Genomic DNA, 24,134 nt, shown 5'->3' on the forward strand with positions numbered 1-24,134 from the left:
CATCGGGCGCGTGGCACCCGACTCCGTCCGCTGTTCCAACGCCTTCCGTGAACGCGGCGAACCCATGCTCGGGTCCGCGCCCGTCGCCCGTCGCTGGCTGCTCATCGAGCACCCCGGGCCGTGGACCAAGGACCACCTCGAGACGCCGGGCATCGCCGGCCCGGTCGCCCGCGCCATCGAGACGGCATGCGCCGAACTCCAGGGCCGCTCACTCCTCATGCGCCGCCCCGGCCGCCAGAACCCCGGGCAGGCACCTGCCTGGTATGCCGTGGACACCGCCCACGGGACGTCCGTCACCGGGACGTGGCGCACCAGTGACGACCTGCTCGCGGCGGTGGCCGCCCTCGGCGCACCCCTCGCCCAGTCCGAGACACTGGCCGAGCCGATGCTGCTCGTCTGCACCCAGGGCACCCGCGACGCCTGCTGCGCACTGCGCGGGCGCCCCGTCACCGCGGCGCTCGCCAAGGTCTGGCCGGACGAGGTCTGGGAGTGCACCCACCTCGGCGGCCACCGCTTCGCCGGGACCTTCATCTCCATGCCCGACGGCACGTGCTTTGGCACGGTCGACCTGCCCAACGCCGTCGACGTCGTGCGCGCCCACAAGTCCGGCGAGGTCGACTCCACCCACCTGCGCGGACTCGCGCGCTACTCACCCGCAGTGCAGGCCGCGACCGGTTCGGTCCTCGCCGCCCACGGGCCCGCGCCCATCTCCGCCGCCCGCCCCGGCACCGTCGAGGTCGTGTCCGAGACGGTCACCCACGTCGAGGTCATCGGCGACGAGCCCCTGCCCGACACGACGTGGGTCGAGGTCCGCGCCGAAGCGCTCCCGCCCGCCCCGCTGTCATGCGGCAAGGGCCCTGGGGAGCACACGGCATACCGGACGTCTGTCCTCCCTGACCCGCGCTGACCTCACCCCGTCCGGTCGCTCACGCCGAGTGGCAGAGTGCGGGGTATGACAACGACGTCGACGACTGCCTCCGAGGCCACCCAGCGTTATCGCGCGGCGCGCGACCAGATTCTGGGCTGGCGGGGCAAGCACGAGGAGGCCGTCCGGGAGTTCACCTTCCCCGACCTCGGTGAGCGGTTCAACTGGGGCATCGACTGGTTCGACGTCATCGCACGTGACAACTCCACCAACGCCCTCGTGGTCATCGAGGAGGACGGGTCCTCGCGCGAGATCACCTTCGATGCGATGGCGAACAGGTCCGATCGCGTCGGTCGCTGGCTTGTGGATCGCGGTGTGGCACAGGGCGATCCAGTCATCATCATGCTCGACAACCAGGTCGAGCTCTGGGACTGCATGCTTGCGGTGATGAAGCTCGGCGCGATCATCATGCCGACGACGTCGGCCGCCGGTGCAGCCGATCTCGAGGACCGCGTGGCCCGCGGTGGCGCCAAGCACGTCATCACGAACGCGTCGCAGGTCGACAAGCTCGCGGGCCTGCCCGGCGACATCACTCGAATCAGCGTCGGCGCCGTGGACGGCTGGCACGACCTCCATGACGCGTATGCCGTGGACTCACCTCCGCTGCCCCATCCAGGCACCGCGCCCGGTGATCCGCTCCTGCTGTATTTCACGTCCGGGACGACGAGCAAGCCCAAGCTCGTCGAGCACACCCAGGTGTCGTACCCGCTCGGCCACCTCTCGACGGTGTTCTGGCTCGGGCTGCGGCCGGGCGACGTCCACCTCAACATCTCCTCGCCCGGCTGGGCGAAGCACGCGTGGTCCTGCTTCTTCGCCCCGTGGATCGCGGAGGCAACCATCCTCGTCTACAACTACGCGCGTTTCGATGCCCCGAAGTTGCTGGAAGTGTTGCGGGACAATGAAGTCACGACGTTCTGCGCGCCGCCGACGGTGTGGCGCATGCTCATCAACGCCGACCTGTCCGATGGGCCCGGCTCGTTGCGTGAGGTCATCGGTGCCGGTGAACCCCTCAACCCCGAGGTGATCTCGCAGGTGCAGGACAAGTGGGGCCTGGCCCTGCGGGACGGCTACGGCCAGACCGAGATGACGGCGGCTGTCGGCAACACCCCCGGCTCGCCGCTCAAGCCCGGGTCCATGGGTCGGCCACTGCCCGGCTGCCCGGTGGTGCTGGTGGATCCGGCGACGGGCGCTCGTGTCGAGGGGGTCGGTGAGGGCGAGCTGTGCCTGGACCTGGCTGCGTCGCCGTTGCCGCTCATGACCGGCTATCAGGGCGACCCCGAACGCAACGCCGAGGCCATGGCCGACGGTTTCTATCACACGGGCGACGTGGCCTCCGTGGACGAGGACGGCTACATCACCTACGTCGGACGCACCGATGACGTCTTCAAGGCGAGCGACTACAAGATCAGCCCGTTCGAGCTGGAGTCGGTGCTGATCGAGCACCCGGCCGTCGCCGAGGCGGCGATCGTGCCGGCGCCCGACGAGGTGCGGCTCGCGGTGCCCAAGGCCTATGTCGTCCTGGCGCCGGGTCACGAACCCACCGAGGAGACGGCCCGCTCGATCCTCGCCTACGCCCGCGAGCACCTGCAGCCGTGGCAGCGCGTGCGCCGACTCGAGTTCGGCGAGCTGCCCAAGACGATCTCGGGCAAGATCCGCCGGGTCGAGCTGCGCGGTCGCGAGGAGCAGGTGGCCAGCGGTGAGGTCGAGCCGCCTGAGAACGAATACCGCGACGACATCCTCAAGGGCGACTGACCGGCATGGACGCACCCGCAGTTCTCGCCCGCTGGCACACCGTCGTCGACTCGCTCGACCCTGCTGGCCTTCCTGCGTTGGTCGCGGAGGGAGCGGTCTTCCGCAGCCCCGCCGTGCACGCGCCGCAGGAGGGACGGCCGCTCGTGGTGGCCTACCTGACGGCGGCGGTCAGGGTGCTCGGTCCGCACTTGGCCTATCAGCGGGAATGGGTCGGCGAGGACTCGGCGGTCCTGGAGTTCACCACCCGGCTCGGCGACGTCGAGGTGCACGGCATCGACATGATCACCTGGGACGACGCCGGTCTCATCCTGGAATTCGCCGTGATGGTGCGACCCAAGAAGGGGCTCGACGCAGTCATTGAACAGATGGGCGCCGAGCTGCAGCGCATGCGTTGATCGGGCCGGCCCTGTTGCCGGGGTCGGGTCAGTTTGCCTCGCTCGGCGCCGGCTCGGTCGATGGAGCGGGCACCTGTCGGATCGTGAGCGCGCCGAGGGGACCGGTGCCGGGTTCCGGTTCCGCGCAGGTGCGGTCCGGGTCAACGACGGTGTCGATGCGACTGCCATTGACGAGGCTGACGTCGTCATAGGCCGGTCGCCCCTCGATGACGTTGCGGTAGCGGTAGCGCGTCACCGAGGTCAGGCGGCACGTCTCGCCGAAGGTCAGCACGTCGAAGGCCGACGGTTGGCCGACCAGCTCCTCGCCGTCCTCCTCGCCGACGAAGTGGCTGAGCGGGCCGCCGCCGGTGAACGTGCCGGCCTGGATCCGGTTCCCCTCGAGGTCGGGCGTGTGCATGTGCCCGTTGACGGCGACGTCGGCTCGTGGCACGTCCTGGACGGCCCACGGCTCGTGCGACACGAGGAGGTCGAGCGGGTCCTGCTCTGCGAACGCGTCGATGAACGCCTTCTTGGCAGGCTGCTGCTTGTCCTTGCTGCGCTTGCCATCGTCGCCGAACCACCGGGGATCGTTGAAACCACCGATGCGTATGCCGCCCGCATCCACGACGTTGTACGTCGCCGAATCGGGCTGCAACAGAACGACGTTGGGGATGCGCTTCAGGCGGTCGAGGATGGCGCCATCGGTGGCCGACGTGGCGTCGTGGTTGCCTCGGGTGAAAAGGTAGGGGACGGGGAGTGAGGCGATGCCAGCGAACATCCCGGAGGCGTCACCCTCGGTCACCGTCCCGAAGTTCACGAGGTCGCCGGTGTCGATGACGAGGTCGATGCGCTCCTCCTCAACGATGGTGCGCATGAGGGCGTACTCGTTGCCGGCATGGAGGTCGGACACGAGCAGGATGCGCAGGGCGGTCGGCTGGGTGAGCTCCGTGGGTGAGTACTTGTCCTGCAACGCAGACGACAGGGCGATGAGGTTGCGCAGGTAGGGCGAGACCTGGGCCGTGCGCGCCTCGACATCCGACAGGAGGGACTGGTTGCGTTGCACGGTGCCGAGGACGCCGGTCGACGTGAAGTCGTGCTGGCGATCGGGTTGGTAGGTCTGCCAGATGCCCAGACCCGTTGCGCCACAGGCGATCACCCACGCGAGTGACGCTCCGACGACCGTTCGTGCCCGAGGTCGCCGACGACGCACGAGCGCGCCGACACCCAGCGACAGGGCCACGACGACGAAGGCGCCGCCGCCAAACCGCAACCCAACGTCGCGGGCGGCGGTGCGGATGGCGGCGTTGAGCTCAAGGGGACCCGGCTGCAGGCTCGAGACGGTGACGCCCGGTCGGCTGAGGACGTCGGCGATCGAGGACTTGACCTGCGGCGTGGCTTCGATGCCCGGGGCGAATCCGGTGAAGCTGACGTTGATGTCGCCGAAGAGGGTGCGGGCGCTCAGGTGGCTCGAGGCCCGCGGGTCCATCGAGAGCTGCACCTGAGCCGAGTAGTTCAAGGTCTGTGCTGTGGCCGGCGCCAGTCGCGTCGCGGCGGTCCCGCCCGCGGCACAGGCGACGGTGAGTGCCGCGACCGCGAGGAGCCCGCGCAGCCTGCGGCCGCCCACCCGGTGGCCGAGGGCCCACCACGCCGCGGCCGCCGTGGCGAGGGGCCAGAGCGCGAGCAGCGCGGCGACGACGCGCTCGTGTGCACCGAACGGCATACCCGCTCGTGCTCCCACGGTGAGGGACGCGACGAGGAGGAGCATCAGGGCGGCCGCAGGCCGAGCGACGCGACGCCGCACCAGGGGAGTGCCCGAGTCGTCCGCGGCGAACCACGGCCAGATCGCGAGCAGCACGAAGCTCACCGAGGCGACGATCGTGTGGGCGAGCGAGCCGTCGGAGCGTGACGGCAGGGGCAGGAGGGCGACGCCGATCGTGGCGATGCCGGCCGCGCCGAGCACCCAGCGCCCGGGACGTCGGAGTCCGGGCAGCAGGAGGGCCGAACCGATGTGGGCCAGTCCGGTGAGGACGAGCGCGACCGTCATGATCCAGCGGTGGGGCGTCTCCACGGCAGCGAGGGCGCTGATCGACTCGCGCACGGAGTCGAAGCCCGCGGGTTGCTGTGTCGCCGCGACTGTCCAGCCGCCGACGAGCGCGACGAACGCGGTGGTCGCACTCAGCAGGGCGCCACGGGGACGTCCTCCAGCAAGGCGAGCCATGCCTCCACCCTAAGGTGGCCGCATGGTCGCACCCCTTGCCGGGCAGTTCCTGGAGCGTTCTTTCGCCGGAGTCCTCTTCGACATGGACGGCACTCTCATCGACTCCTTGGCGGCGGTCGAACGCTCGTGGCTGCTGTGGTGTGAGGAGTTCGGGATCGAGCCGGCGGCGCTTGCGGGCGCACACGGTCGGACGAGCGCCAACACGATTGCGATCGTCATGGCGGAGCGCACCGAGGCCGAACGCCTGGCCGCTCACGCTCGGATCGGTCAGATCGAGGTGGAGGACACCGAAGGGATCGTCGTCCTGCCCGGTGCGATCGAGGCTCTGGAGGCGCTCGACTGGCTCGGGGTGCCGCACGCGATCGTGACGTCCTGCGAGCGAGACCTCGCCGAAGCGCGCCTTGCAGCGACCGGTCTGCCGCGACCCTCGGTCGTCGTGACCGCCAGCGATGTCTCGCACGGCAAGCCCGGACCCGAGCCGTATGAACGTGGTGCCGCGATGTTGGGCGTGCCGGTCGGTGACTGTGTCGTCGTCGAGGACGCAACCGCCGGACTCGTGTCGGGTCGAGCCGCAGGAGCCGGGCTGATGGTGGCCGTCCTCGGCACGACGACGGTTGAGATTCTGGCTCGCGATGCCGACGTCGTGGTGCCGTCAGTGGCCGACATCCCCTGGCAAGCCCTCGTCAGCTCACCTTCCTGACTGAACGACTTCGTGCCCGAAACGGACCGACTCGCTGGAGCTCGCCGGTCCGTTTCGGGCACCAAGTCGCCCTGGGGTCAGTTGGGGCTGGTGCGGTGGGCTCGGTTGATGGTGGCGCCGATGGCGGGGGCGCCGTCCTCGGGAGTGCCCTCGGTGCCGGGGTCGATGCCGCCGGCGGCGATGGTGTCGAGGACCTTCATGCCTGCCTCGCTCACGTGCCCGAAGACCGTGTAGTCCGGGCGCAGCCGCGAGTCCTCGTAGACGAGGAAGAACTGGCTGCCGTTGGTGTCGGGACCGCCGTTGGCCATCGCGAGGGTGCCGCGCGGGTAGACCTTGCGGCTGCCGTCGGGGAATCCGGGCCAGTTCTCGAGAGCCTTGGCCGAGTCGAGCTCGTCCTTGAACGAGTAGCCCGGGTCGCCCCAGCCGGTCCCGAGCGGGTCACCGCACTGGAGGACGGACAGTGCCGCAGGCGGAGTCGTGTATGCCGTGAGCCGGTGACAGTTGGTGCCGTCGAAGTACTTCTTGCGTGCCAAGAACTCGAAGCTGAGCACCGTGCACGGAGCCTTCGCCCGCTCGAGCACGACCGGGATGTCGCCGTGGTTGGTCTCGAGGACCACACCCGAGTCGCCGCGGCTCGGGGTGCGCGCCGGGTCGTTCGGCAGGCCGATGAAGGTGGAGTACGTCTGGTCCTCCAGCGGCGCGAAACCGCAGGCTCCAGACGTCGGCTCGGTGGGGACGTCGGCGCCAGGGGCAGCAGCGGACGCGGCGCTCGCGGTCGACAGTCCGGCGACGAGCAGCGCACCGGCCAGGGCGACGGATGCAGCCGAGGTGGAGCGGGTGAGGTGACGGGTCATCGTTGACCTCCTGTGGGGGAGTGGGGTGCTTGCGACGATAGGGGCGTCGAGCGCGCGGCGCCTGTTGAGCGGAACGGGACTGACCGGCATACCCATGTCTGCGTGGTCAGCCACGAGCGGGCGATAGGTTGGCCCGCATGGACGCTGACGCCCTCGTCGTCGGGGCCGGCCTCGCCGGTCTCGTCGCAGCCAATGAGCTCGCTGATGCCGGACGCTCCGTCGTCCTCCTCGACCAGGAGAGCGAGGCGAACTTCGGCGGGCAGGCGTGGTGGAGCTTCGGTGGGCTGTTCCTCGTCGACAGTCCCGAGCAGCGGCGGATGGGGATCAAGGACAACTTCGACCTCGCCTGGCAGGACTGGGAGGGCAGTGCCGGCTGGGACCGCGATGAGGACTACTGGCCGCGCCAGTGGGGCCGCGCCTATGTCGAGTGGGCGGCCGGCGAGAAGCGTTCGTGGCTGCGCGAGTTCGGCATCAGCTTCTTCCCCGTCGTCGGGTGGGCCGAGCGTGGCGATGGTCGCGCGGGCGGGCACGGCAACTCCGTGCCGCGGTTCCACATCCCGTGGGGGACGGGCACGGGTGTGGTCTCGCCGTTCATCGACCGCGTCCGGGCGCACATCGCCGGCGGCCGCATCATCTATCGCCCGCGCCACCGCGTCGACGAGGTCATCACGACCGATGGCGCTGTCACGGGGGTGCGTGGATCCGTTCTGGCAGAGGACAATTCGGCGCGCGGCGTGGCCACCAACCGTGACGTCGTCGGCGACTTCGAGTTCGGTGCGCACGCGGTCCTCGTCACCAGTGGCGGCATCGGCGGCAACCACGACCTTGTCCGCGCCAACTGGCCCGATCGCCTCGGCGCCGCACCCGAGCACATGATCACGGGCGTCCCGGCCTACGTCGATGGGCGGATGCTCGCCATCACCGAGAGCGCCGGCGGCACAGTCATCAACCGCGACCGCATGTGGCACTACGTCGAGGGCATCAACAACTGGGACCCGGTGTGGCCCCAGCACGCGATCCGCATCCTGCCCGGCCCGTCGTCGCTGTGGTTCGACGGCAACGGTGACCGCCTGCCGCCGCCGAACTTCCCCGGTTTCGACACCCTCGGCACGCTGGAGCACCTGCGCACGACCGGGCACGACCACTCGTGGTTCATCACCAACCGCACCCTGGTCGGCAAGGAGTTCGCTCTCTCGGGCAGCGAGCAGAACCTCGACCTCACCGACCGCAACTACCGCGACATCGCCAAGCGCCCGATCACGGCGGTGCAGCCGTCGATGCAGAAGTTCCTCGACCACGGCATCGACTTCGTCCAGGCCGACACCCTGCGTGAGCTCGTCGCCAAGATGAACGCGCTGACCCCAGACGCCCCGGTCGACTTCGCGCACATCGAACGCCAGGTGCTCGAGCGCGACCGCCAGCTCGACAACGGGTTCACCAAGGACGCGCAGATCGCGGCGATCCACGTCGCCCGTGAGTATCGCGGCGACAAGCTCACCAAGCGCGCGTTCCCGCCGCACCGGATCCTCGACCCCAAGCGCGGCCCGCTCGTCGCAGTGCGCCTCAACATCCTCACCCGCAAGTCACTCGGCGGGCTGCAGACCAATCTCGACTCCCAGGTCATCGGGGCCGATGGAGATCCGGTCAAGGGCCTGTATGCCGCCGGCGAAGTTGCCGGGTTCGGCGGCGGTGGGGTGCATGGTTATCGCTCGCTCGAGGGCACGTTCGTGGGCGGGTGCCTGTTCTCGGGCCGCGCTGCCGGACGTGCCGCAGCCCGCGACATCGCCTGACTGCGGCCTGAGACCGACTTCGTGCCCCATACGGACACGCTTCGTCGGCCGTAGGCCTCCTTCTTCGTGTCCGTATGGGGCACGAAGTCGAGGTGGTGCTTGGTCAGAGGTTCATGCGGGCGGCGAGGGTGTCGCGCTTGTCCTCGAACCGCGTGGCCTTCGTGTCGAGTCCGGCCATGAAGTCGGCGAGCTCCAGGCGCGCCTGCTCACCCTCGGCCGAGAGGTTCTCGAGGTCCCAGACCTTCCAGAAGCGGAGCACCGGCGCGACGACGTCGTCGGCGTGCTGGCGCAGGTCGTAGATCCCGGCGACGGCCATCTCGACCGCCTTGCGCTGGAACCCGGGGATGTCGGTGCCGGGCATCGCGAAGTCACGCACGACGTCGCGGATCGCCTGCATCGCACTGCTCGGGTCGAGCTCGAGCGCCGCACCCATGAGGTTGCGGTAGAAGATCATGTGGAGGTTCTCGTCGGCCGCGATCCGCTGCAGCAGCTGGTCGGCCATCGGGTCGTTGGTGAAGCGACCGGTGTTGCGGTGCGAGACCCGGGTCGCGAGCTCCTGGAACGACACGTAGGCGAGCGAGTGCATCAGCTCGCCACTGTGCGCGGACTCGTAGCCCTGCGACATGTGCGTCATGCGGAAGTCTTCGAGCGCATTCGGGTCAACCATGCGCTTGACGAGCATGTAGTCGCGCATCGCGATGCCGTGGCGACCTTCCTCGGCCGTCCAGCGGTGGACCCACTCGCCCCACGCGTCGTCGCGCCCGAAGATCAGCGCGATCTCGTGGTGGTAGCTCGGGAGGTTGTCCTCGGTGAGGAGGTTGACGATGAGCGCCGAGCGCGCGACGTCGGAGATCCCGGCGTCGTCGGGGCTCCAGGGGTCGCCACCCATGAGGCCGTCGAAGTTGCGGCCGTCGCTCCACGGGATGAAGTCGTGGGGGTACCAGGTCTTGGCGACGCCGATGTGCCGGTTGAGGTTCGCCTCGACGACGGGGCTGAGCTCGCGCAGCAGGTCGGTCTGAGTCCACGTCGTAGCGGTCATGCTCGCCAACCTACGCTCCCGTAGGTTCGCCCCGCTAGTTACTCGTGAGTTCGGTTCTGTGGGTCAGAGCGTGCCGACTCGACCCTTGCCACCGGCGGCCCAGCAGGCGCCGTCGTCCGTGCAGTCGAGCGTGTGGAAGCCGACTTCGCTGAACTGCGTCCAGGTCTGTCCGCCGTCGGTCGAGGCGCTGCTCCCGGCGATCGGTCCGCTCTCGCCGACGACGACAACCGCACGACGCAGGTATGCCGCGTCCTCACCCAGGTGCGCGAGGTCGCCCCCGTTGGTCCAGGACTTTCCGTCCCGGGTCGTCGCCGAGGCGTCGACCCCGTTGGCCGCCGCGGCGAAGTCGCCACCGACCGCGATGCCCTGACGCGGGTTCTTGAAGACGAGCCCGAAGACACCGGCAGCCTCACCTGCGGGCAGGGTCGAGTCGGTCGCCGTCCAGGTGAGGCCCTGGTCGGTCGAGTGGAAGATCCGCGCCTTCGCACCGCCGGACCCGAACCACGCGTCACGCCCTGAGATCGTCAGACAGTCGCCACTGGCCGAGAAGTTCGCCTCACCGGTGGAGTCGGGCATCCCCGCAGTGGGGAGCACCGACCACGACTTGCCGCCGTCCTGGGTCGAGATGATCCGGAACTTGCCGGCCACCGGGTCGCTCACCGCGAGCCCGCGCTTGCCGCCCGGGTAGAAGTCCATGCAGTTGAAGAACGCCGTCGGCTCGGTGTTGCGGAAGGTCTCCGTCCAGTTCGCGCCACCGTCGGTGGTGCGATAGATCCGCGACGCTTCACCCTCGCCGATTGCGAGAACTGTTGCGGTCAGGGCGTCTTCGGCCTCGACGTCACGGAAGTTCAGGCCGGCACTCCCCGCCGGGCTGACGTCCTGCCAGCTCTCTCCGCCGTTTGACGTGCGATAGACCTTCGCATCCCCACCGCTCACACTCGCCCCGCTCACCCAGGCGGTGTCGCGGTCCACGGCGTCGAGCCCGCGGAAGCTCTGGTCGGCGTCGACCGTCGTGACATCCCACGACAACGAGGCCGGGCCACCCGGAGGTGCCGCACTCGCGGACATCGCGAGCGGAGCCGACAGCGCGACGAGCGCGACGGCATACAGAGGAGCAGTGAAGGTCTTCCGGGAGAGGCGCATGTCCAGCACCCTGCCCGAAATCTGCGGGCGTGTGGGGTTAGAGGTACTGCCCGGTGCCCTCGGCGGGGCCGCTGTCCGGTCCGCTCGGCATGGTGGGCATCCCCATCGGGTTGCCCATCTGCCCCGGTGCCGGAGCGTGCCCGGGTGGCAGCTGGCGCATCTGCTGGAGCTGCGCCTGGGCCGCCATCTGCTGGGCGACGAGCGCGGTCTGGATCCCGTGGAAGAGGCCTTCGAGCCAGCCGACGAGCTGCGCCTGGGCGATGCGGAGCTCGGCGTCGGAGGGCGCGTCGTCGCTGAACGGCAGGGAGATGCGCTCGAGCTCTTCGACGAGTTCGGGGGCGAGGCCGTCCTTGAGCTCGGCCAGCGAACGCTCATGGACGTCGGCGAGGCGGGCGCGACCGGCCTCGTCGAGGGGCGCGTTGCGGACCTCCTCGAGGAGCTGCTTGATCATCGAGCCGATGCGCATGACCTTGGCCGGCTGCTCGACGAGGTCGGCGGGGTTCTGGGTCGGCTTGCCCTGCGGGTCGCGCTCGGCGACACCCATGCCGTCCGGCGTCACCACCACGACCTTGTCGTCGTCGATGGTCGCTGTGCCGTGCACCTCGCGCGGCTCCTGCTCGCCGGCGGGCTCGCTCGATTCCGGCTGCGTGGGCTGCTGGTCGCTCATGTCATCCATCCTGCCCCACGCGACGCGTCACCCTCAGGCGGGCGGGGTCCACGACGGGTCGCGACCGATGAACCCGACGAGCTTGTCGGTGATGTCGGCCGTCTCGGGCACGGGCACGCGCGGGCCGTACTGACCCGAGCTCCGCAGCATCTCGTCGAACTGCTCCATCCCGCCGAACAGCTGGTTCGCGAAGTCGGAGTCGAGCCGGTCGGGCTGGCCGCTCGAGCGCGCGAGGTCCCACGTGTGCATGAAGACGTCGGCTGTGTAGAACTGGTCGATCGCCTGCGGCAGGGGCACGTCTCCCGTGTGCGGGTTGCTCAGCACCTTGGCCTCGGTCTCCGGGTCGTCGAGCAGCGCCTGGACCGCGTCGGCGTGGGTGGTCCACGCACCGACCGGGTCCTCCTCCACCGACGGCCCAGCGGGCAGCTCGATCCCCGTCCCGCCCTTGAGGAACGCCGGGAACCACTCCACGAGGTGCCGCACGACATCGCGCGTCGCCCACCCCTCGACGGGCGCCGGGGCGTTCCAGTCGCTCACCCCGCGTGCACGCTCGGTGAAGGTCTCGGCGATCGCACGGTGACGACCGGCTGGGTCGGTGGGAAGCGGCATACGCAAAGTCTGTCAGGTCGGTCTGACAGTCACGCGGTTCTGTGGGTGGCGTCCGGAGCCTTGCGTATGCCGGCCGCGGCCAGTCCCGCTGACACCGCCGGGACGGCGATGGCGAACCCGATGAGGATGAGCCAGGGGAAGACGAGGATCGGGTCGCCGTTGATCTGTTCGCCGGTGATCGGGTTCCACGACTGTGCCGTCAGTGGATAGGCAAGCGCAATGCCGGGGACGATTCCCACGGCAACCCCGAGGACGGCGCCGATGATGCAGAGCGTGAACGCCTGCGCCGCCGCCATGACCCGTCGCGTGCCTCGCCCGGAGCCGAGGGCCGCGAGGGTCGCCTGGTCGTTCTCCTGCTCGGCGAGGGTGAGGGCCGTCGACGTCAGGGTGATGACGAGAAGCAGGAGCGAGAAGATCCCGATGAGGACGAGGATGATCCACTTCAGTGGCGACTGGTAGCCGCGTTCGGTCTGGATGTAGACCTCGTCGCTCACGGCTCCACCCAGACGCTCGGTGAGGTCCTGGGTGATCGGTCCGGACGGGTCGTGGACGGTCAGCTGGTCGATGTAGCCGGGCCACCCCTGAGCCTTCGCGACCTCGGTCGGGACGAGCATCCCCCGTGAGAGGAGGGTGCCGACGTTCTCCTTGCTCAGCTCGACCTCGACCGCGGGAAGAGTCACCGTCTTGATGTCGTGCAGGCCCGCGGCGGGGTCGGGCTGGTCCTGGTCGTTGGGGTCGATCGTCTGGGTCGCCGTCATCACGGTGACCTTGCCGTCGGCGAGGAGGGTCTTCGTTCCCGGCGGGCGGCTCACGACGACACCGCCTGCCGCGATCGTCTGGGCGTCATCCTCGCGACCGAGCAGGGTCAACCGGCGGACGATCTCAGCCGCGGGCGTGAAGGCGATGCTTGCGATGTTGCCAGTTCCTTGGGTGCCGACGCGCTGGCACGGTGGCTGGGGGTTGCTCTGCGACTCCTCCATCGAGATCGTGAACTCCGTGTCGGAGACGGTCCGCGTCGGCGTGCAACCCGGCGGCACGACGTTGATGGCCCGGGCGTCATAGGGCTTGGTTGGCGGGGAGTTGGACGTCATCCACGGGTCGCCCGTGTTCACAGAACCGACTGGGGAGACCTCGAGGCCGGGGTGGATCGCGGCGAACGAGGTCGTGATGCCCTCGACGTCCATGCCGTCCGACAGCGATCCCTGACCGAAGACCTTGGCATCTCCCGGAACGTTCTGGGCGGTGTATTCACGCCGACCCTGTTCGTTGTCGCTGCCGCTGGCGATGAGGGTCATCGTGAGGACGGCGACTCCGGCGAGGATCGCGGCGATGGCAGGGACGCTGCGGCTGCGTTGACGGCCGGCGTCGCGGGTCGCCATGCGAAGTGACACGGGCAGGCGTGAGCTGACCCGGGCGATGCCCACGAGGATCATCGGCGCCAGCATGATGGCGCCGACGACCAGGGCCACCGTCGCGGCGACGACCTTGACCTCGCCGCCCTCGGCCGACGTGGCTTGGTTCGCGGCAAGGGAGATGACCCAGAAGCCACCCAGGGCAGCGAGAGCGGCGCCGACCAGGAACACGACCTTGCTCGGTCGGGGCGAGACGTTCTGCCCCTTCATCACGCCGACGATGTCGAGCCGGCCGAGCCGACGGGCGGGCAGGAGCGCGGCGATGACAGAACTGGCCATGGCAGCCAGGGTGACCAGGGCCACCGCGACCCACGGCAACTCGAACGGCCCACCCATGCCGAGGAACTGGGTGACCCGGTCATTGCGCATCAAGGCCCACGCGAGGGCAACGCCCAGCGCCGAACCAGCGACTGCGGCGATGACCCCGAGCACGACAGCCTGGGCCAGGACGCTGTGGCGCAGCTGGGCCGTCGTCGCGCCGTTGCTTGCCGACAAGGCCAGGGTGCGCCGCTGCCGCGCGGCGCTCACGGCGAAGGCAGGACCCACGAGGAGGGTGGTGATGATGAGCAGGAGCGCGCCGCCGATGGCGATGAACGTGGAGGTGCGGTCATTGTTGCTTGCGAGCATCTCGCGGTTGCTGGCGGAGAGCTCGCTGGTCGGCGGCGGGTTCTCGAGGACCTCGGCCGAGTAGACGAGGAATCCATGGGTGTTGAGGCGTTCAACCTCGGGCCACCTCACCGGCTCTGAGCCGAGCAGGATCCAACCGCCACCGCCCTGGCCCTTGACGAAGGGCTGCGGCACGACGAGATCGGGCGTGCCCCGGTCGCCGGAGGCAACTTTGGCGATGCCGACGATGTCGACCTCGACGTCCTGCCCGTTCGAGCGCAGGGTGAGGGTCCCCGTCGTGGGCAGTCCGCGCGACTCGGCGGTCTGCGACACCATGGCTTCACCGGCACGCTGGGGGAGTCGTCCGTCGGTGACCTCGACCATGCCCTTGAGTCCTGGGCGTGGGTCGACCGCGAAGCTCGTCAGGTTGAGTCGACGGTCGCCGAGTCGGGTGGAGACGGACTCGGAGACATAGGGGATGGCTGTGGTCTTGGTCAGGGAGCCGACGGCTTGGGCGTTGTCGAACGCCGAACCGCCCTCGACCCAGCCCGGCACGGGGATGCGCGCACCGTCGGATCCCCACGACGAGCTGGGGTCGAACGGTTGGTCGACCTTGCCGCCCTGCGGGTAGTCAAGGCTGGCGACCCCGTTGCCCATGCGGCTGGGGATCTGCTCGGGCCCGGTCACCTGACTCGTGGCGGCCGAGACGATCGCGAAGACCAGGAGGAGGGTGGGCAGGGCGACCATGATGACGATGAGCGCGCTGCGTCCCTTGTGGCGACGGACGTCACGGCGGGCCATGCGCAGGGCGATGCCCCAGCTTCCGGTGAATCGGCCCCACGCCGAACGCTTTCCGGCGTTGGCGTCGGCCGTCATCGGTTCGCGCTCGCGGAGTCGAGGAGGTCCTCGGCGGAGCTGGCGCGCCCGGTGGAGTCGACGACGACGCCGTCGCGCAGGAACACGACGCGGTCGGCCCAGGCAGCGTGCCGGGCTTCATGGGTGACGAGGAGTCCCGCGACCCCGTCGTCGCAGCGCTCGCGGAGGACCCGGAGCACGTCCTCTCCGGTGTGGCTGTCGAGGGCGCCGGTGGGTTCGTCGGCGAGGACGAGGCGACGGCTGCCGACGAGCGCGCGGGCGATGGCGACGCGCTGCTGCTGCCCGCCGGACATCTGGTCGGGGAAGCGGTCGGACAGTTCACGCAGGCCCATGAGGTCGAGGCTCTGGCGGGCGTGGCGCCGGGCCTGGCTGGCGCGTTCGCCGTCGAGCTCGAGGGGGAGGGCGACGTTCTCGGCAGCGGTGAGGCTGGGGATGAGGTTGTAGTCCTGGAAGACGAATCCCACTCTCCTGCGCCGCAACTGGGCGATGCCCTTGGCGTTGAGGCCAGTGAGGTCCTCGCCCTCGATGACGACGCGTCCGCTGGTGGCCTTGTCGAGTCCTCCGGCGAGGTTGAGGAGGGTCGACTTGCCGGATCCGCTCGGGCCCATGACGGCGACGAGTTCGCCGGGCATGACTTCGAGGCTCACGCCGTCGAGGGCACGGACCGCGGTGTCACCGGTGCCGTGGATACGCGTGACGTTGTCGAGGAGCAGGCTCGGGGCGGTCATCGACGTGCCTCCGTCGCGTTGCGCTCCTGCTGGGTTTGTTCACGCCGGTATGCCGTCTCCTCGGCTGCCGCTCGTGCCGCCCCCGCGGCCCCCGTACGAGGAAAAGGGCGCAGCGACTCCCGGTGCAGCCGGGTCTCGACGTGGTCGAGCCAGCGGACCTCTGCCTCAGCCGTGAAGATGAGGTTCTCGAGGACGAGGAGCCAGGCGAGGTCGTGGTTGGCTGCGCCCTCTGTCGGGGCGTCGCGCTCGGTGTCGCCACTGCGCTCGGCGTCGCCACTGCGCTCGGCGTCGCGCTGCTTGCGCATCACCTGCTGCTTGAGCCGGGTGAGGTCGTGGAGGTGCTTGAGCGTCGAGGTGCGCTGGGTCTGGGCGACGGCCTGGACGTCGACGCCCGGGACGGTCACGGCCAGCGCGAGCTTGATCGTCAGCTCGTTGCGCGGCGTCGTGTCACGGTCAACGGGCGTGGTCCACCAGGTGCTCACCTCGGTCCGGCCCGCGTCGGTGAGGCGGTAGGAGATGCGCCCCTCGTGGTCGGCCACACCGGTCGGCTCGACGAGTCCGTCGCGCTCGAGGCGATTCAGCGTCGTGTAGACCTGCCCGACGTTGAGCGGCCACGTGCCACCGGTGCGCTCCTCGAACTCGACTCGCAGCTGCGCGCCATACATGGGCCCCTCGGCGAGGAGCGCCATGAGCCCTTGCTTGACCGACATCGGTGTCTCCTTCAACGTTTGACGCGGGAACCCCTGCGCTCCCGCGTACGGTGCCGAGCCGGCATACCGAGTGGTTCCAGTTGGCCCCTGATCCGACTGAATACTCGGTATGCCGTGCTCGGACAGGACATGTATACCGAGTATTCAGCCGCTTGGCAACCACCGACTCATTGCGCATTCCGACGGGAGGAGGCCGGCGACGAGCGTCGGAATGCGCAATGAGTCGGAGCTGAAGTCAGTCGGTGAGCAGGAGGATCTTGCCGATGTGCTGGCTGGCTTCCATCTCGGCATGGGCGTCGCTGGCGTTGGCCAAGGGGTGACGCGAGTGGACGATCGGGCGGACGCGACCGTCGGCGATCATCGGCCAGACGTGTTCGCGGACAGCAGCCACGATGGTGGCCTTCTCGGCGACGGGACGGGCGCGCAGGCTCGTGGCGATGACGGCGCCGCGCTTGCGGAGGAGCTTGCCGAGGTCGAGTTCACCCTTGACTCCGCCCTGCATGCCGATGACGACGAGACGGCCTGCGGTGGCGAGGGCGTCGACGTTGCGGGGGAGGTACTTCGCGCCCATGTTGTCGAGGATGACGTCGGCGCCGTGGCCGTTCGTGGCCTTGGCCAGTTCTTCGACGAAGTCTTGGTCCCGATAGTTGATGAGGATCTCGGCGCCGAGCTCACGGCATACATCGAGCTTTTCCTGGGAACCGGCGGTGACGGCGACGCGGGCACCCACCTCGCGGGCGAGCTGGATCGCCATGGTGCCGATGCCGGACGAACCGCCGTGGACGAGGAAGGTCTCGCCCGGCTGGAGGTTCGCGGTGAGGAAGACGTTGGACCAGACGGTCGAGGCGACCTCGGGAAGGGCGGCGGCGTCGATGAGGTCGACTCCGGCGGGGATCGGGAGGACCTGGCCGGCGGGGACGGTGACCTGCTCGGCGTAACCGCCACCGACGAGCAGAGCGCACACCTCATCACCGACCACCCACTCGGTGACACCTTCGCCGACGGCGTCGATGACACCCGAGACCTCGAGGCCGGGGATGTCGGTCTCACCGGCAGGCGGGTTGTAGAAGCCCTGTCGCTGGAGGGTGTCCGCGCGATTGACGCCCGCTGCGGCGACCTTGATGCGGACCTCGCCGGACTTGGGCTCGGGGGTGTCGACGTCGGTGAGGACGAGGGCCTCAGGGCCGCCCGGCTCGGAGATGGTGATGGCCTTCATGAGTCCCAACGTACGACCGGACCCGGCGGCGGGACCAACGGCCCTGTCCGCGCTGCTCGTGGAACCGCAGTCTGGACTCAGGAACTTCAGGAAGGAGGTGTCCGGTGAAAGGTCGCATCGTTGCTCTGCTGGGCGCGCTCGTACTGGTCGTCGCCGTCGCGGCAGCCGCTGCTGGTGGCGCCCTGGCCGGAGGTCATCGGAACACCTGGATGTCCGGCCACTCGCCGATGATGTCCGGCTCCTCGCTGACAGAGCGGGACTTCCTCATCGAGATGGTGGCGCACCACGAGGAGGCCATCGTCGCGGCGGGGCAGCTCGCCCGCTCAACGCGCCCGGAGATGAGGGCGTTCGGTGATGCCGTCATCGCCACCCAGTCTGCGCAGGTTGAACAGATGCAGGGCTGGTTGAAGCAGTGGTATCCCGGCCAGAGCCGCAGCGCGAGCCATCAGCCGATGATGCGCGACCTCACCGGCCAGAGCGGCGACGCACTCGACCGGGCGTTCCTCAAGGACATGATTCCGCACCACATGACGGCCGTGATGATGTCCCAACGACTCCTCGTCGCTCCCGCTGCCGCCTCGGGCTCAAGTTCTGCCGTGCACGCCGAGACTCGCGCGCTTGCTGTCGACATCCGCGAAGGACAGTCCGCCGAGATCGTCCAGATGCGCCAGTGGCTGGTGGACTGGTTCGGCGTCCGCTGGGCCGGGATGCCGATGATGCGCTGAGCGGGGCGCGTACATAGGTCTGCACGGCCTCGTCACTCGCGCTGGCCGAGGCTGCACTCGTTGCGACTTCGTTGCCGAACGTGGTCCACCGACGGCTCAGGGGCGGTGTTGGGCCTACCGGCGCACTATCAGCGGACCACCCGGGCTGTCGTGCTGAGCACGGAGGTTCGTCAGCCGCGAACTAGCTGATAGTCGGCCGGTAGACCCACGCTCCGCAGCTCAGGTGCGGGCGGGGGCTTCTTCGGTGAGGAGCTCATCCTGGTCGGCGACCCACGAGGCCAGCAGCTTGAGGGCATCGGACGTCGGCGTCCCCTCGGCCGCGGTGTAGATGTTGAGGTTCAAGCCAGGTTCGGATGGCAGCTCCATCCCCTCGAAGTCGAGGTCGAGCAGACCCACGACCGGGTGCCGGAGGCGCTTGCGACCGCTGCGGTGATAGCGCACGTCCTGCGACGCCCACCTCTGTCGGAAGAGCTCGCTCTGTGTCGACAGCTCACCGACGAGGGTGATGAGCTCCTGGTCGTGCGGGTTGCGGCCAGCCTCCAAACGCAGCATCGCGGCGGCGTCCTGGGCGATCCGGTCGTAATCGACGAACAGCTCGCGCGCCGCCTCCGGGTGCTGATAGATGAAGCGGGTCGTGTTCGCCGGTCGCCGCGGATCCGAGGCGAGCACCGGCGCATACAGCGCTCGCGCCAACGTGTTCATCGCGAGGATGTCGTGCCGCCCGTTGCGCACCCACGCGGGCGCATCGCCAATGGCGTCGAGCACCTGTCGCACCCCCGGCCGCACGGTCGGTGGCGCAGCCTTGCGTCGCCGCCCCTTGCTGACACCAGATTCACGAGCCAGCGCATATAGGTGGTCGCGCTCGGCGTCCTCGAGGTGCAGCGCGTTGGCCAGCGCATCGAGCACTCCCTCGGACGCGCCGGCGAGACTGCCGCGCTCCATCCGCACGTAGTAGTCAACCGAGACTCCCGCGAGCATTGCCACTTCTTCGCGGCGCAGCCCCGCGACCCGACGATTGCCTCCGTATGCCGGGAGGCCGGCTTCCTGGGGCGTGATGCGGGCGCGTCGTGAGCGCAGGAACTCACGGATCTCGGCGCGCAGGTCCATCGATGTCATTCCTTCACGGTAGGTCCCGGGCCACCTCGAAGGGAGGCCCTGCCGGTACCTGTAACGAGCGGGACTCCCGCAGAACGGCATACAGGGATGTAGTGGTTGTCATGCGAGCTACCTACATCTACGGCCTTGGCGACGTCCGCGTGATCGACGCGCCCAACCCGACCATCGAGCAGCCCACCGACGCTCTGGTGCGCGTGACCCGCGCCTGCGTCTGCGGCAGCGACCTCCACCCCTATCACTCGGCCCCGGTCAACGAGGCTGGTGAATCCATGGGCCACGAGTTCATCGGTGTCGTCGAAGATGTGGGCGCCGACGTCACGACCGTGAAGCCGGGTGACTTCGTCATCGCGCCGTTCGCGGTGTCGTGCGGCACCTGCGAGTTCTGCCTCGCCGGTCTCCAGACGTCCTGTGTCCGTGGCGGGTTCTGGAACGACGCCCACCTCGGCACCACCGGCGGCCAGGCCGAAGCCGTGCGCGTCCCCCTCGCCGACGGCACCCTCGTGCCCGTCCCCGGCGTGGACGAGAACGCCGACGAGGCCCTGCTGGCAAGCCTGCTCACGCTTTCGGATGTCTACGGCACCGGCTGGCACGCGGCCCTGCGCGGTGGCGTGACGAAGGGCAGCACTGTCACCGTCATTGGCGATGGCGCGGTCGGACTGCTCGCGGTTCTGTCCGCCAAGCAGCTCGGCGCCGAGAAGATCATCCTCATGGGTCGCCACACAGCGCGCACCGACCTCGGTCGCGAGTTCGGTGCCACGGACGTCGTCGCCGAGCGCGGCGCGGAGGGCATCGCCAAGGTCCGCGAGCTCACCGATGGTGGCAGCCCGATCGTCCTCGAAGCGGTCGGCCACCTGCCGGCCTACGAGCAGGCGATCGGCGTCGTCCGCGCTGGTGGCACCATCAGCCGTGTCGGCGTCCCGCAGTACGACGAGGCGCCCGTCGGTTGGTCCGTGTTCGGTCCCAACGTCACGCTCACCGGCGGACCCGCCCCCGTGCGCGCCTACATCGAGCAGCTGCTCCCCGCAGTCCTCGACGGCACCGTGAACCCCGGTCGCGTCTTCGACCGAACCGTCTCGCTCGACGACACTGCCGCCGGGTATGCCGCGATGGACGCCCGCGAAGCCCTCAAGGTCATGGTCCGACCGTGACCCAGACGCCCTCGGGTCGCGCCGGCGCCGTGCCCGGCAAGGTGTGGCCGGTGCTCGCGATCATCCTCACGAGCTACTTCATGATCCTGCTCGACAACTCGGTCGTCTTCACCGGACTGCCGAGCATCCGCACCGACCTCGACCTCTCGAGCACCGAGCTGTCGTGGGTGCAGAACGCCTACACGCTGGTCTTCGGCGGGCTGCTGTTGTTGGGCGCCCGCGCTGGCGACATCGTCGGCCGGGTACGGCTCTTCGTCGTGGGTCTCGCGATCTTCGGCCTCGCCTCAGCCCTCATCGGCGTCGCACCCGAGGGCTGGTGGATCATCTCGGCCCGCGCGCTCCAGGGCATCGGCGCGGCGATCGTCGCGCCCACGTCCCTGACGCTCATCACGTCGTACTTCGACGGTGAAATGCGGACCAAAGCTGTTTCGATGTATGCCGCCACGGCCGGTATCGGGGCGTCTCTCGGTCTGCTCGTGGGCGGGACCCTGACGGACCTCGCCTCGTGGCGGGCCGCCTTCCTCGTCAACGTGCCCATCGCCATCGCGATGATCATTGGCGCGCGCCGGGTGCTCGTCGAGACTCCGCGCCAACAGGGCCGCTTCGACCTGGTCGGGGCACTCACGGCAACGCTCGGTGTGGGTGCGCTGGTCTTCGGGATCATCGAGTCGGCGGAGACCGGGTGGGCGTCGACGCGCGTCATCGTGTCTCTGGCGGTGGGTGTCGTCCTGCTCGTCGCACTTGTGGTGAACGAGGCCAAGGCGGAGCAGCCGATCATGCCGCTGCGGCTCTTCGCGAGTCGCGAACGCAGCGGTGCCTATGCCGTCCGGTTCCTCTATCTCGGCGCAATGATCGGGTTCTTCTTCTTCACGACTCAGCTCATGCAGGACGGCCTCGGGTTCACTCCGCTGCAGGCTGGGCTCGGGTTCCTGCCCATGACGATCGTGAATTTCGCTGTGGCACTCGCTGTTCCGCGACTGGGTCGCTGGGTGCCGTCGGCCGTGCTGATGTCGACCGGAGTCGCCCTGACCCTCATCGGGATGGTGTGGCTGAGTCGTGCCGGCGTCGATGGCTCGTATGTCGTGGCCGTTGCGGTGCCGATGGCGATCATCGGAATCGGACAGGGGCTGACCTTTGCTCCGCTGACGAGCTCGGGCATTGCCGGTGTCGATGGTGCGGACGCGGGGGCGGCCTCCGGGCTGCTCAACACGTTCCACCAACTCGGAATGGCGCTGGGCCTCGGCATCCTCGTCTCCGTCGCGGCTCGCGCGGGCCGAGATGCGAGCGGCCCTGCGACAGTTGCGGATCACGTCGGTGCAGCCTTGACCGGGAGCAGCGTCCTTCTGGGCCTTGCCCTTGTGGTGGTGCTGGCCGTGATCCTGCCGGGACGTCGTGCCGTCGCGGCCCCTGTGGCGAAGCCACCCGTCGCCCTCGGTGAGGCGGCCTCGTGACCGAGCGCACGGCATACCCACACCTTGGTCGGCGAGGAGTGCTGCACGGGGGAACAGCGGCAGCGGCGCTCGACCTCCTCGGTTGCTCGGAACCCGGGGAACCGGCCAAGCCGAAAAAGGTTCTGCTCGCGTACTTTTCGCGCGCTGGGGAGAACTACTTCAACGGTGGCCGCACGAAGCTGGAGGTCGGCAAAACAGCGGTGCTCGCGCGGATGATCGCGGAGCTCGTGGACGTCGACCGGCTCGAGATCCGGGCGGCTGATCCCTACCCCGAGGCGTATGACCCGACGGTCGCGCGCAACAAGCGCGAGCAGGAGACCGACGAGCGGCCGCCGATCGTGGGCGCGCTGCCGGACCTGGCGGGCTACGACACGGTGATGCTCGGGAGTCCGATCTGGAACGTGCGGGCGCCGATGATCATGCGCACCTTCGTGGAGTCCGTGGACCTGGCGGGGCGGACCGTTCTGCCGTTCGTCACGTACGCCGTGAGCGGGCTTGGCGGGATCGTCGACGACTACCGAGAGTGGTTGCCGGACAACACAATTGGCGAGGGTCTGTCCGTGCGCGGCGAGGACGTCGCTGGTGCTCGACCGGACGTCGAGGAGTGGCTGCGCGCAGCCATCCTGCTCGGCAGGTGAGCCGGTTGCGCAGGGGCGCACACGGCATACGCCTCAGTTGTGGGGGAGGAGGCGCAGCGTCTCGCCGACGGCGTGCGAGCCGGTGACGGAGCCGACGATGGCGGGGCCGTAGCGGTCGTACTTCTGGTGGTAGGCCGCGTCGAGGTCTGCGTGGACGTCTTGGCTGGGTTCGTCGAAGGTGACGTCCTTCTCGACTCCGCCGGCGCGGATCCGGCCGGTGCCGCTGGCCAAGGCGCGCTTGAACCAGCCGTTGGCGCGGCCGTGGGCGGAGCGGATGAAGATGTCGTCGCCGGAGCGCGCGGTCCAGATCGTGACGTAGGAGCGGAGCGTGCCGTCCTTGCGGTAGGAGGAGACCTGGAGTTCCTCGGCGCGGCCGATGCGGGTGAGTTCGTCGTCGGTCCAGGTGGTCATGGCGGTCCTTCTGGTGAGGGTGGGGACTCCAACGTAGGACGTGCGCAAGGGGTGAGGGAGGGTCTGCCAGTGCCCCGATCAGCAGGGACTCCCATGATGGGTGGGTGAGGTCTAGCGTCGAAGACATGAAGGTTCCCACTGTGAAGCTGAACAACGACGTCGAGATGCCGGCCCTGGGTTTTGGGGTCTTCCAGACGCCGCCCGACGAGACCATCACTGCAGTGGAGGTGGCGCTGGAGACGGGCTACCGCCACATCGACACGGCCGCGGCGTACGGCAATGAGCGCGAGGTCGGTGAGGGTCTGCGCCGGTCGGGGGTTGCGCGCAACGAAGTGTTCGTCGAGACGAAGGTGTGGATCAGCGACTACGGCTACGACGAGACGCTGCACGCGTTCGACAAGAGCGCGGGGAAGCTGGGGCTCGAGCAGCTCGACCTCTTCATCCTTCACCAGGCGCTGCCGGGTGAGTTCGGGAAGACGCTGGAGGCGTACCGGGCTCTGGAGCAGCTGTTGGCCGACGGGAAGGTGCGGGCGATCGGCGTCAGCAACTTCATGGAGTCGCACCTGACGCAGCTGCTCGAGGTGGCGTCGGTGGTGCCGGCGGTGAACCAGATCGAGGTGCACCCGTACTTCCGCCAGCCGGGGGTGATTGCTGCTGATGCTGCTGCTGGCGTTGTGACGCAGGCGTGGTCGCCGATCGGTGGAATCACGTTCTATCGCGATGGTTCGCACGGTTCGACGCTGCAGGACCCGGTGATCGGCGCGATTGCATTGGCTCATGGGAAGTCGGCGGCTCAGGTGATGCTGCGGTGGCACGTGCAGGAGGGGCGTCAGGTCATCCCCAAGTCGGTCACGCCTTCGCGCATCGCGGAGAACTTCGACATCTTTGACTTCGAGCTCAGTGGCGAGGAGATCGCGGCGATCGACGCTCTGGACACCGGAGTTCGTGGTGGGGCCGAGCCCGAGGCCATCACTCTCGAGGCCTTTGGTCGCGAGATCCCCGAAGCCTGAACTGAACATCTGAAGG

The 24,134-nt window shown here is 69.0% G+C and carries 22 protein-coding genes; 10 read left to right on the forward strand and 12 right to left on the reverse strand.

Annotated features, from left to right (window positions below):
- Window positions 1–10 precede the first annotated feature (10 nt).
- From JNB_RS14550 to JNB_RS14560, 3 genes are read left to right on the forward strand one after another with little or no spacing between them, the layout of a single operon-like run.
- The gene (locus tag JNB_RS14550; RefSeq protein WP_009777260.1) at window positions 11–907 is read left to right on the forward strand and encodes a sucrase ferredoxin; all 897 of its coding nucleotides are present in this window, start codon (window positions 11–13) and stop codon (window positions 905–907) included.
- Window positions 908–952: 45 nt separating this feature from the next.
- Window positions 953–2,677 (forward strand): AMP-binding protein, encoded by a 1,725-nt coding sequence (locus tag JNB_RS14555; RefSeq protein WP_009777261.1) that lies wholly within the window; start codon window positions 953–955, stop codon window positions 2,675–2,677.
- A 5-nt stretch (window positions 2,678–2,682) separates the two neighbouring features.
- A complete protein-coding gene (locus JNB_RS14560) occupies window positions 2,683–3,072 on the forward strand; it encodes a nuclear transport factor 2 family protein (protein WP_009777262.1) in 390 nt (129 codons plus the stop codon).
- A gap of 28 nt (window positions 3,073–3,100) precedes the next feature.
- Here JNB_RS14560 and JNB_RS14565 read toward each other — a convergent pair whose 3' ends face one another.
- Entirely contained in the window at window positions 3,101–5,269 is a 2,169-nt protein-coding gene (locus JNB_RS14565; protein WP_009777263.1) for a DUF998 domain-containing protein, read from the reverse strand.
- 22 nt (window positions 5,270–5,291) lie between these two features.
- Here JNB_RS14565 and JNB_RS14575 point away from each other — a divergent pair, with 22 nt between their 5' ends.
- Window positions 5,292–5,969, forward strand: coding sequence for an HAD-IA family hydrolase (locus JNB_RS14575; RefSeq protein WP_009777264.1), 678 nt, complete (start codon window positions 5,292–5,294; stop codon window positions 5,967–5,969).
- A 77-nt stretch (window positions 5,970–6,046) separates the two neighbouring features.
- Here JNB_RS14575 and JNB_RS14580 read toward each other — a convergent pair whose 3' ends face one another.
- Window positions 6,047–6,823 carry a peptidylprolyl isomerase gene (locus tag JNB_RS14580; protein ID WP_009777265.1) on the reverse strand — a complete coding sequence of 259 codons (777 nt, stop codon included), beginning with the start codon at window positions 6,821–6,823 and terminating at the stop codon, window positions 6,047–6,049.
- Window positions 6,824–6,960: 137 nt separating this feature from the next.
- On the opposite strand from JNB_RS14580, the gene JNB_RS14585 reads away from it, so the two are divergent.
- A complete protein-coding gene (locus JNB_RS14585; protein ID WP_009777266.1) occupies window positions 6,961–8,613 on the forward strand; it encodes an FAD-binding dehydrogenase in 1,653 nt (550 codons plus the stop codon).
- A 103-nt stretch (window positions 8,614–8,716) separates the two neighbouring features.
- Here the strand turns inward: JNB_RS14585 and JNB_RS14590 are convergent, their stop codons facing one another.
- From JNB_RS14590 to JNB_RS14625, 8 genes are all read right to left on the reverse strand, one after another.
- A complete protein-coding gene (locus JNB_RS14590) occupies window positions 8,717–9,652 on the reverse strand; it encodes an acyl-ACP desaturase (protein ID WP_009777267.1) in 936 nt (311 codons plus the stop codon).
- Window positions 9,653–9,715: 63 nt separating this feature from the next.
- Window positions 9,716–10,795, reverse strand: coding sequence for a hypothetical protein (locus tag JNB_RS14595; protein ID WP_050766627.1), 1,080 nt, complete (start codon window positions 10,793–10,795; stop codon window positions 9,716–9,718).
- A 37-nt stretch (window positions 10,796–10,832) separates the two neighbouring features.
- On the reverse strand, window positions 10,833–11,471 hold the full coding sequence (locus JNB_RS14600; protein ID WP_009777269.1) for a bacterial proteasome activator family protein: 639 nt from the start codon (window positions 11,469–11,471) through the stop codon (window positions 10,833–10,835).
- A 24-nt stretch (window positions 11,472–11,495) separates the two neighbouring features.
- Entirely contained in the window at window positions 11,496–12,071 is a 576-nt protein-coding gene (locus JNB_RS14605; protein WP_009777270.1) for a TIGR03086 family metal-binding protein, read from the reverse strand.
- 29 nt (window positions 12,072–12,100) lie between these two features.
- Window positions 12,101–14,965, reverse strand: coding sequence for an ABC transporter permease (locus JNB_RS14610; RefSeq protein ID WP_009777271.1), 2,865 nt, complete (start codon window positions 14,963–14,965; stop codon window positions 12,101–12,103).
- On the reverse strand, window positions 14,962–15,693 hold the full coding sequence (locus JNB_RS14615; protein ID WP_009777272.1) for an ABC transporter ATP-binding protein: 732 nt from the start codon (window positions 15,691–15,693) through the stop codon (window positions 14,962–14,964). Before JNB_RS14615 ends, JNB_RS14610 begins: the two co-directional genes overlap by 4 nt.
- Window positions 15,690–16,403: a PadR family transcriptional regulator gene (locus JNB_RS14620; RefSeq protein ID WP_009777273.1), complete on the reverse strand. Its 714-nt coding sequence runs from the start codon at window positions 16,401–16,403 to the stop codon at window positions 15,690–15,692. The genes JNB_RS14615 and JNB_RS14620 overlap by 4 nt, the downstream gene beginning before the upstream one ends.
- A gap of 235 nt (window positions 16,404–16,638) precedes the next feature.
- Complete coding sequence (locus JNB_RS14625; RefSeq protein WP_009777274.1) at window positions 16,639–17,619, reverse strand: NAD(P)H-quinone oxidoreductase; 981 nt, start codon at window positions 17,617–17,619, stop codon at window positions 16,639–16,641.
- Window positions 17,620–17,723: 104 nt separating this feature from the next.
- Here JNB_RS14625 and JNB_RS14630 point away from each other — a divergent pair, with 104 nt between their 5' ends.
- Window positions 17,724–18,344: a DUF305 domain-containing protein gene (locus JNB_RS14630; protein ID WP_009777275.1), complete on the forward strand. Its 621-nt coding sequence runs from the start codon at window positions 17,724–17,726 to the stop codon at window positions 18,342–18,344.
- Window positions 18,345–18,563: 219 nt separating this feature from the next.
- Here JNB_RS14630 and JNB_RS14635 read toward each other — a convergent pair whose 3' ends face one another.
- Window positions 18,564–19,451 carry a helix-turn-helix transcriptional regulator gene (locus JNB_RS14635; RefSeq protein ID WP_009777276.1) on the reverse strand — a complete coding sequence of 296 codons (888 nt, stop codon included), beginning with the start codon at window positions 19,449–19,451 and terminating at the stop codon, window positions 18,564–18,566.
- 110 nt (window positions 19,452–19,561) lie between these two features.
- Between JNB_RS14635 and JNB_RS14640 the strand changes: the two genes are divergently transcribed.
- From JNB_RS14640 to JNB_RS14650, 3 genes are read left to right on the forward strand one after another with little or no spacing between them, the layout of a single operon-like run.
- Window positions 19,562–20,608 carry an alcohol dehydrogenase catalytic domain-containing protein gene (locus JNB_RS14640; RefSeq protein ID WP_040884947.1) on the forward strand — a complete coding sequence of 349 codons (1,047 nt, stop codon included), beginning with the start codon at window positions 19,562–19,564 and terminating at the stop codon, window positions 20,606–20,608.
- Window positions 20,605–22,059 (forward strand): MFS transporter, encoded by a 1,455-nt coding sequence (locus JNB_RS14645; RefSeq protein ID WP_009777278.1) that lies wholly within the window; start codon window positions 20,605–20,607, stop codon window positions 22,057–22,059. Before JNB_RS14640 ends, JNB_RS14645 begins: the two co-directional genes overlap by 4 nt.
- Window positions 22,056–22,697, forward strand: coding sequence for a flavodoxin (locus JNB_RS14650; protein WP_237700663.1), 642 nt, complete (start codon window positions 22,056–22,058; stop codon window positions 22,695–22,697). Before JNB_RS14645 ends, JNB_RS14650 begins: the two co-directional genes overlap by 4 nt.
- Window positions 22,698–22,730: 33 nt before the next feature.
- On the opposite strand, the gene JNB_RS14655 is transcribed toward JNB_RS14650, so the two are convergent.
- Window positions 22,731–23,108, reverse strand: a complete 378-nt coding sequence (locus tag JNB_RS14655; RefSeq protein WP_009777280.1) for a DUF2255 family protein — start codon at window positions 23,106–23,108, stop codon at window positions 22,731–22,733.
- 125 nt (window positions 23,109–23,233) lie between these two features.
- On the opposite strand from JNB_RS14655, the gene JNB_RS14660 reads away from it, so the two are divergent.
- Window positions 23,234–24,118, forward strand: a complete 885-nt coding sequence (locus JNB_RS14660; protein WP_009777281.1) for an aldo/keto reductase — start codon at window positions 23,234–23,236, stop codon at window positions 24,116–24,118.
- Window positions 24,119–24,134: the final 16 nt, after the last annotated feature.

This window comes from Janibacter sp. HTCC2649 (genome assembly GCF_000152705.1).
Lineage (GTDB): Bacteria > Actinomycetota > Actinomycetes > Actinomycetales > Dermatophilaceae > Knoellia.

Excerpts from the sequence above, each read along its gene's own strand:
- JNB_RS14555 (WP_009777261.1), top strand. The coding sequence starts at position 953 with ATGACAACGACGTCGACGACTGCCTCCGAGGCCACCCAGCGTTATCGC.
- JNB_RS14560 (WP_009777262.1), top strand. The coding sequence starts at position 2,683 with ATGGACGCACCCGCAGTTCTCGCCCGCTGGCACACCGTCGTCGACTCG.
- JNB_RS14565 (WP_009777263.1), bottom strand. The coding sequence starts at position 5,269 with ATGGCTCGCCTTGCTGGAGGACGTCCCCGTGGCGCCCTGCTGAGTGCG.
- JNB_RS14575 (WP_009777264.1), top strand. The coding sequence starts at position 5,292 with ATGGTCGCACCCCTTGCCGGGCAGTTCCTGGAGCGTTCTTTCGCCGGA.
- JNB_RS14580 (WP_009777265.1), bottom strand. The coding sequence starts at position 6,823 with ATGACCCGTCACCTCACCCGCTCCACCTCGGCTGCATCCGTCGCCCTG.
- JNB_RS14585 (WP_009777266.1), top strand. The coding sequence starts at position 6,961 with ATGGACGCTGACGCCCTCGTCGTCGGGGCCGGCCTCGCCGGTCTCGTC.
- JNB_RS14590 (WP_009777267.1), bottom strand. The coding sequence starts at position 9,652 with ATGACCGCTACGACGTGGACTCAGACCGACCTGCTGCGCGAGCTCAGC.
- JNB_RS14595 (WP_050766627.1), bottom strand. The coding sequence starts at position 10,795 with ATGCGCCTCTCCCGGAAGACCTTCACTGCTCCTCTGTATGCCGTCGCG.
- JNB_RS14600 (WP_009777269.1), bottom strand. The coding sequence starts at position 11,471 with ATGGATGACATGAGCGACCAGCAGCCCACGCAGCCGGAATCGAGCGAG.
- JNB_RS14605 (WP_009777270.1), bottom strand. The coding sequence starts at position 12,071 with ATGCCGCTTCCCACCGACCCAGCCGGTCGTCACCGTGCGATCGCCGAG.
- JNB_RS14610 (WP_009777271.1), bottom strand. The coding sequence starts at position 14,965 with ATGACGGCCGACGCCAACGCCGGAAAGCGTTCGGCGTGGGGCCGATTC.
- JNB_RS14615 (WP_009777272.1), bottom strand. The coding sequence starts at position 15,693 with ATGACCGCCCCGAGCCTGCTCCTCGACAACGTCACGCGTATCCACGGC.
- JNB_RS14620 (WP_009777273.1), bottom strand. The coding sequence starts at position 16,403 with ATGTCGGTCAAGCAAGGGCTCATGGCGCTCCTCGCCGAGGGGCCCATG.
- JNB_RS14625 (WP_009777274.1), bottom strand. The coding sequence starts at position 17,619 with ATGAAGGCCATCACCATCTCCGAGCCGGGCGGCCCTGAGGCCCTCGTC.
- JNB_RS14635 (WP_009777276.1), bottom strand. The coding sequence starts at position 19,451 with ATGGACCTGCGCGCCGAGATCCGTGAGTTCCTGCGCTCACGACGCGCC.
- JNB_RS14640 (WP_040884947.1), top strand. The coding sequence starts at position 19,562 with ATGCGAGCTACCTACATCTACGGCCTTGGCGACGTCCGCGTGATCGAC.
- JNB_RS14655 (WP_009777280.1), bottom strand. The coding sequence starts at position 23,108 with ATGACCACCTGGACCGACGACGAACTCACCCGCATCGGCCGCGCCGAG.
- JNB_RS14660 (WP_009777281.1), top strand. The coding sequence starts at position 23,234 with ATGAAGGTTCCCACTGTGAAGCTGAACAACGACGTCGAGATGCCGGCC.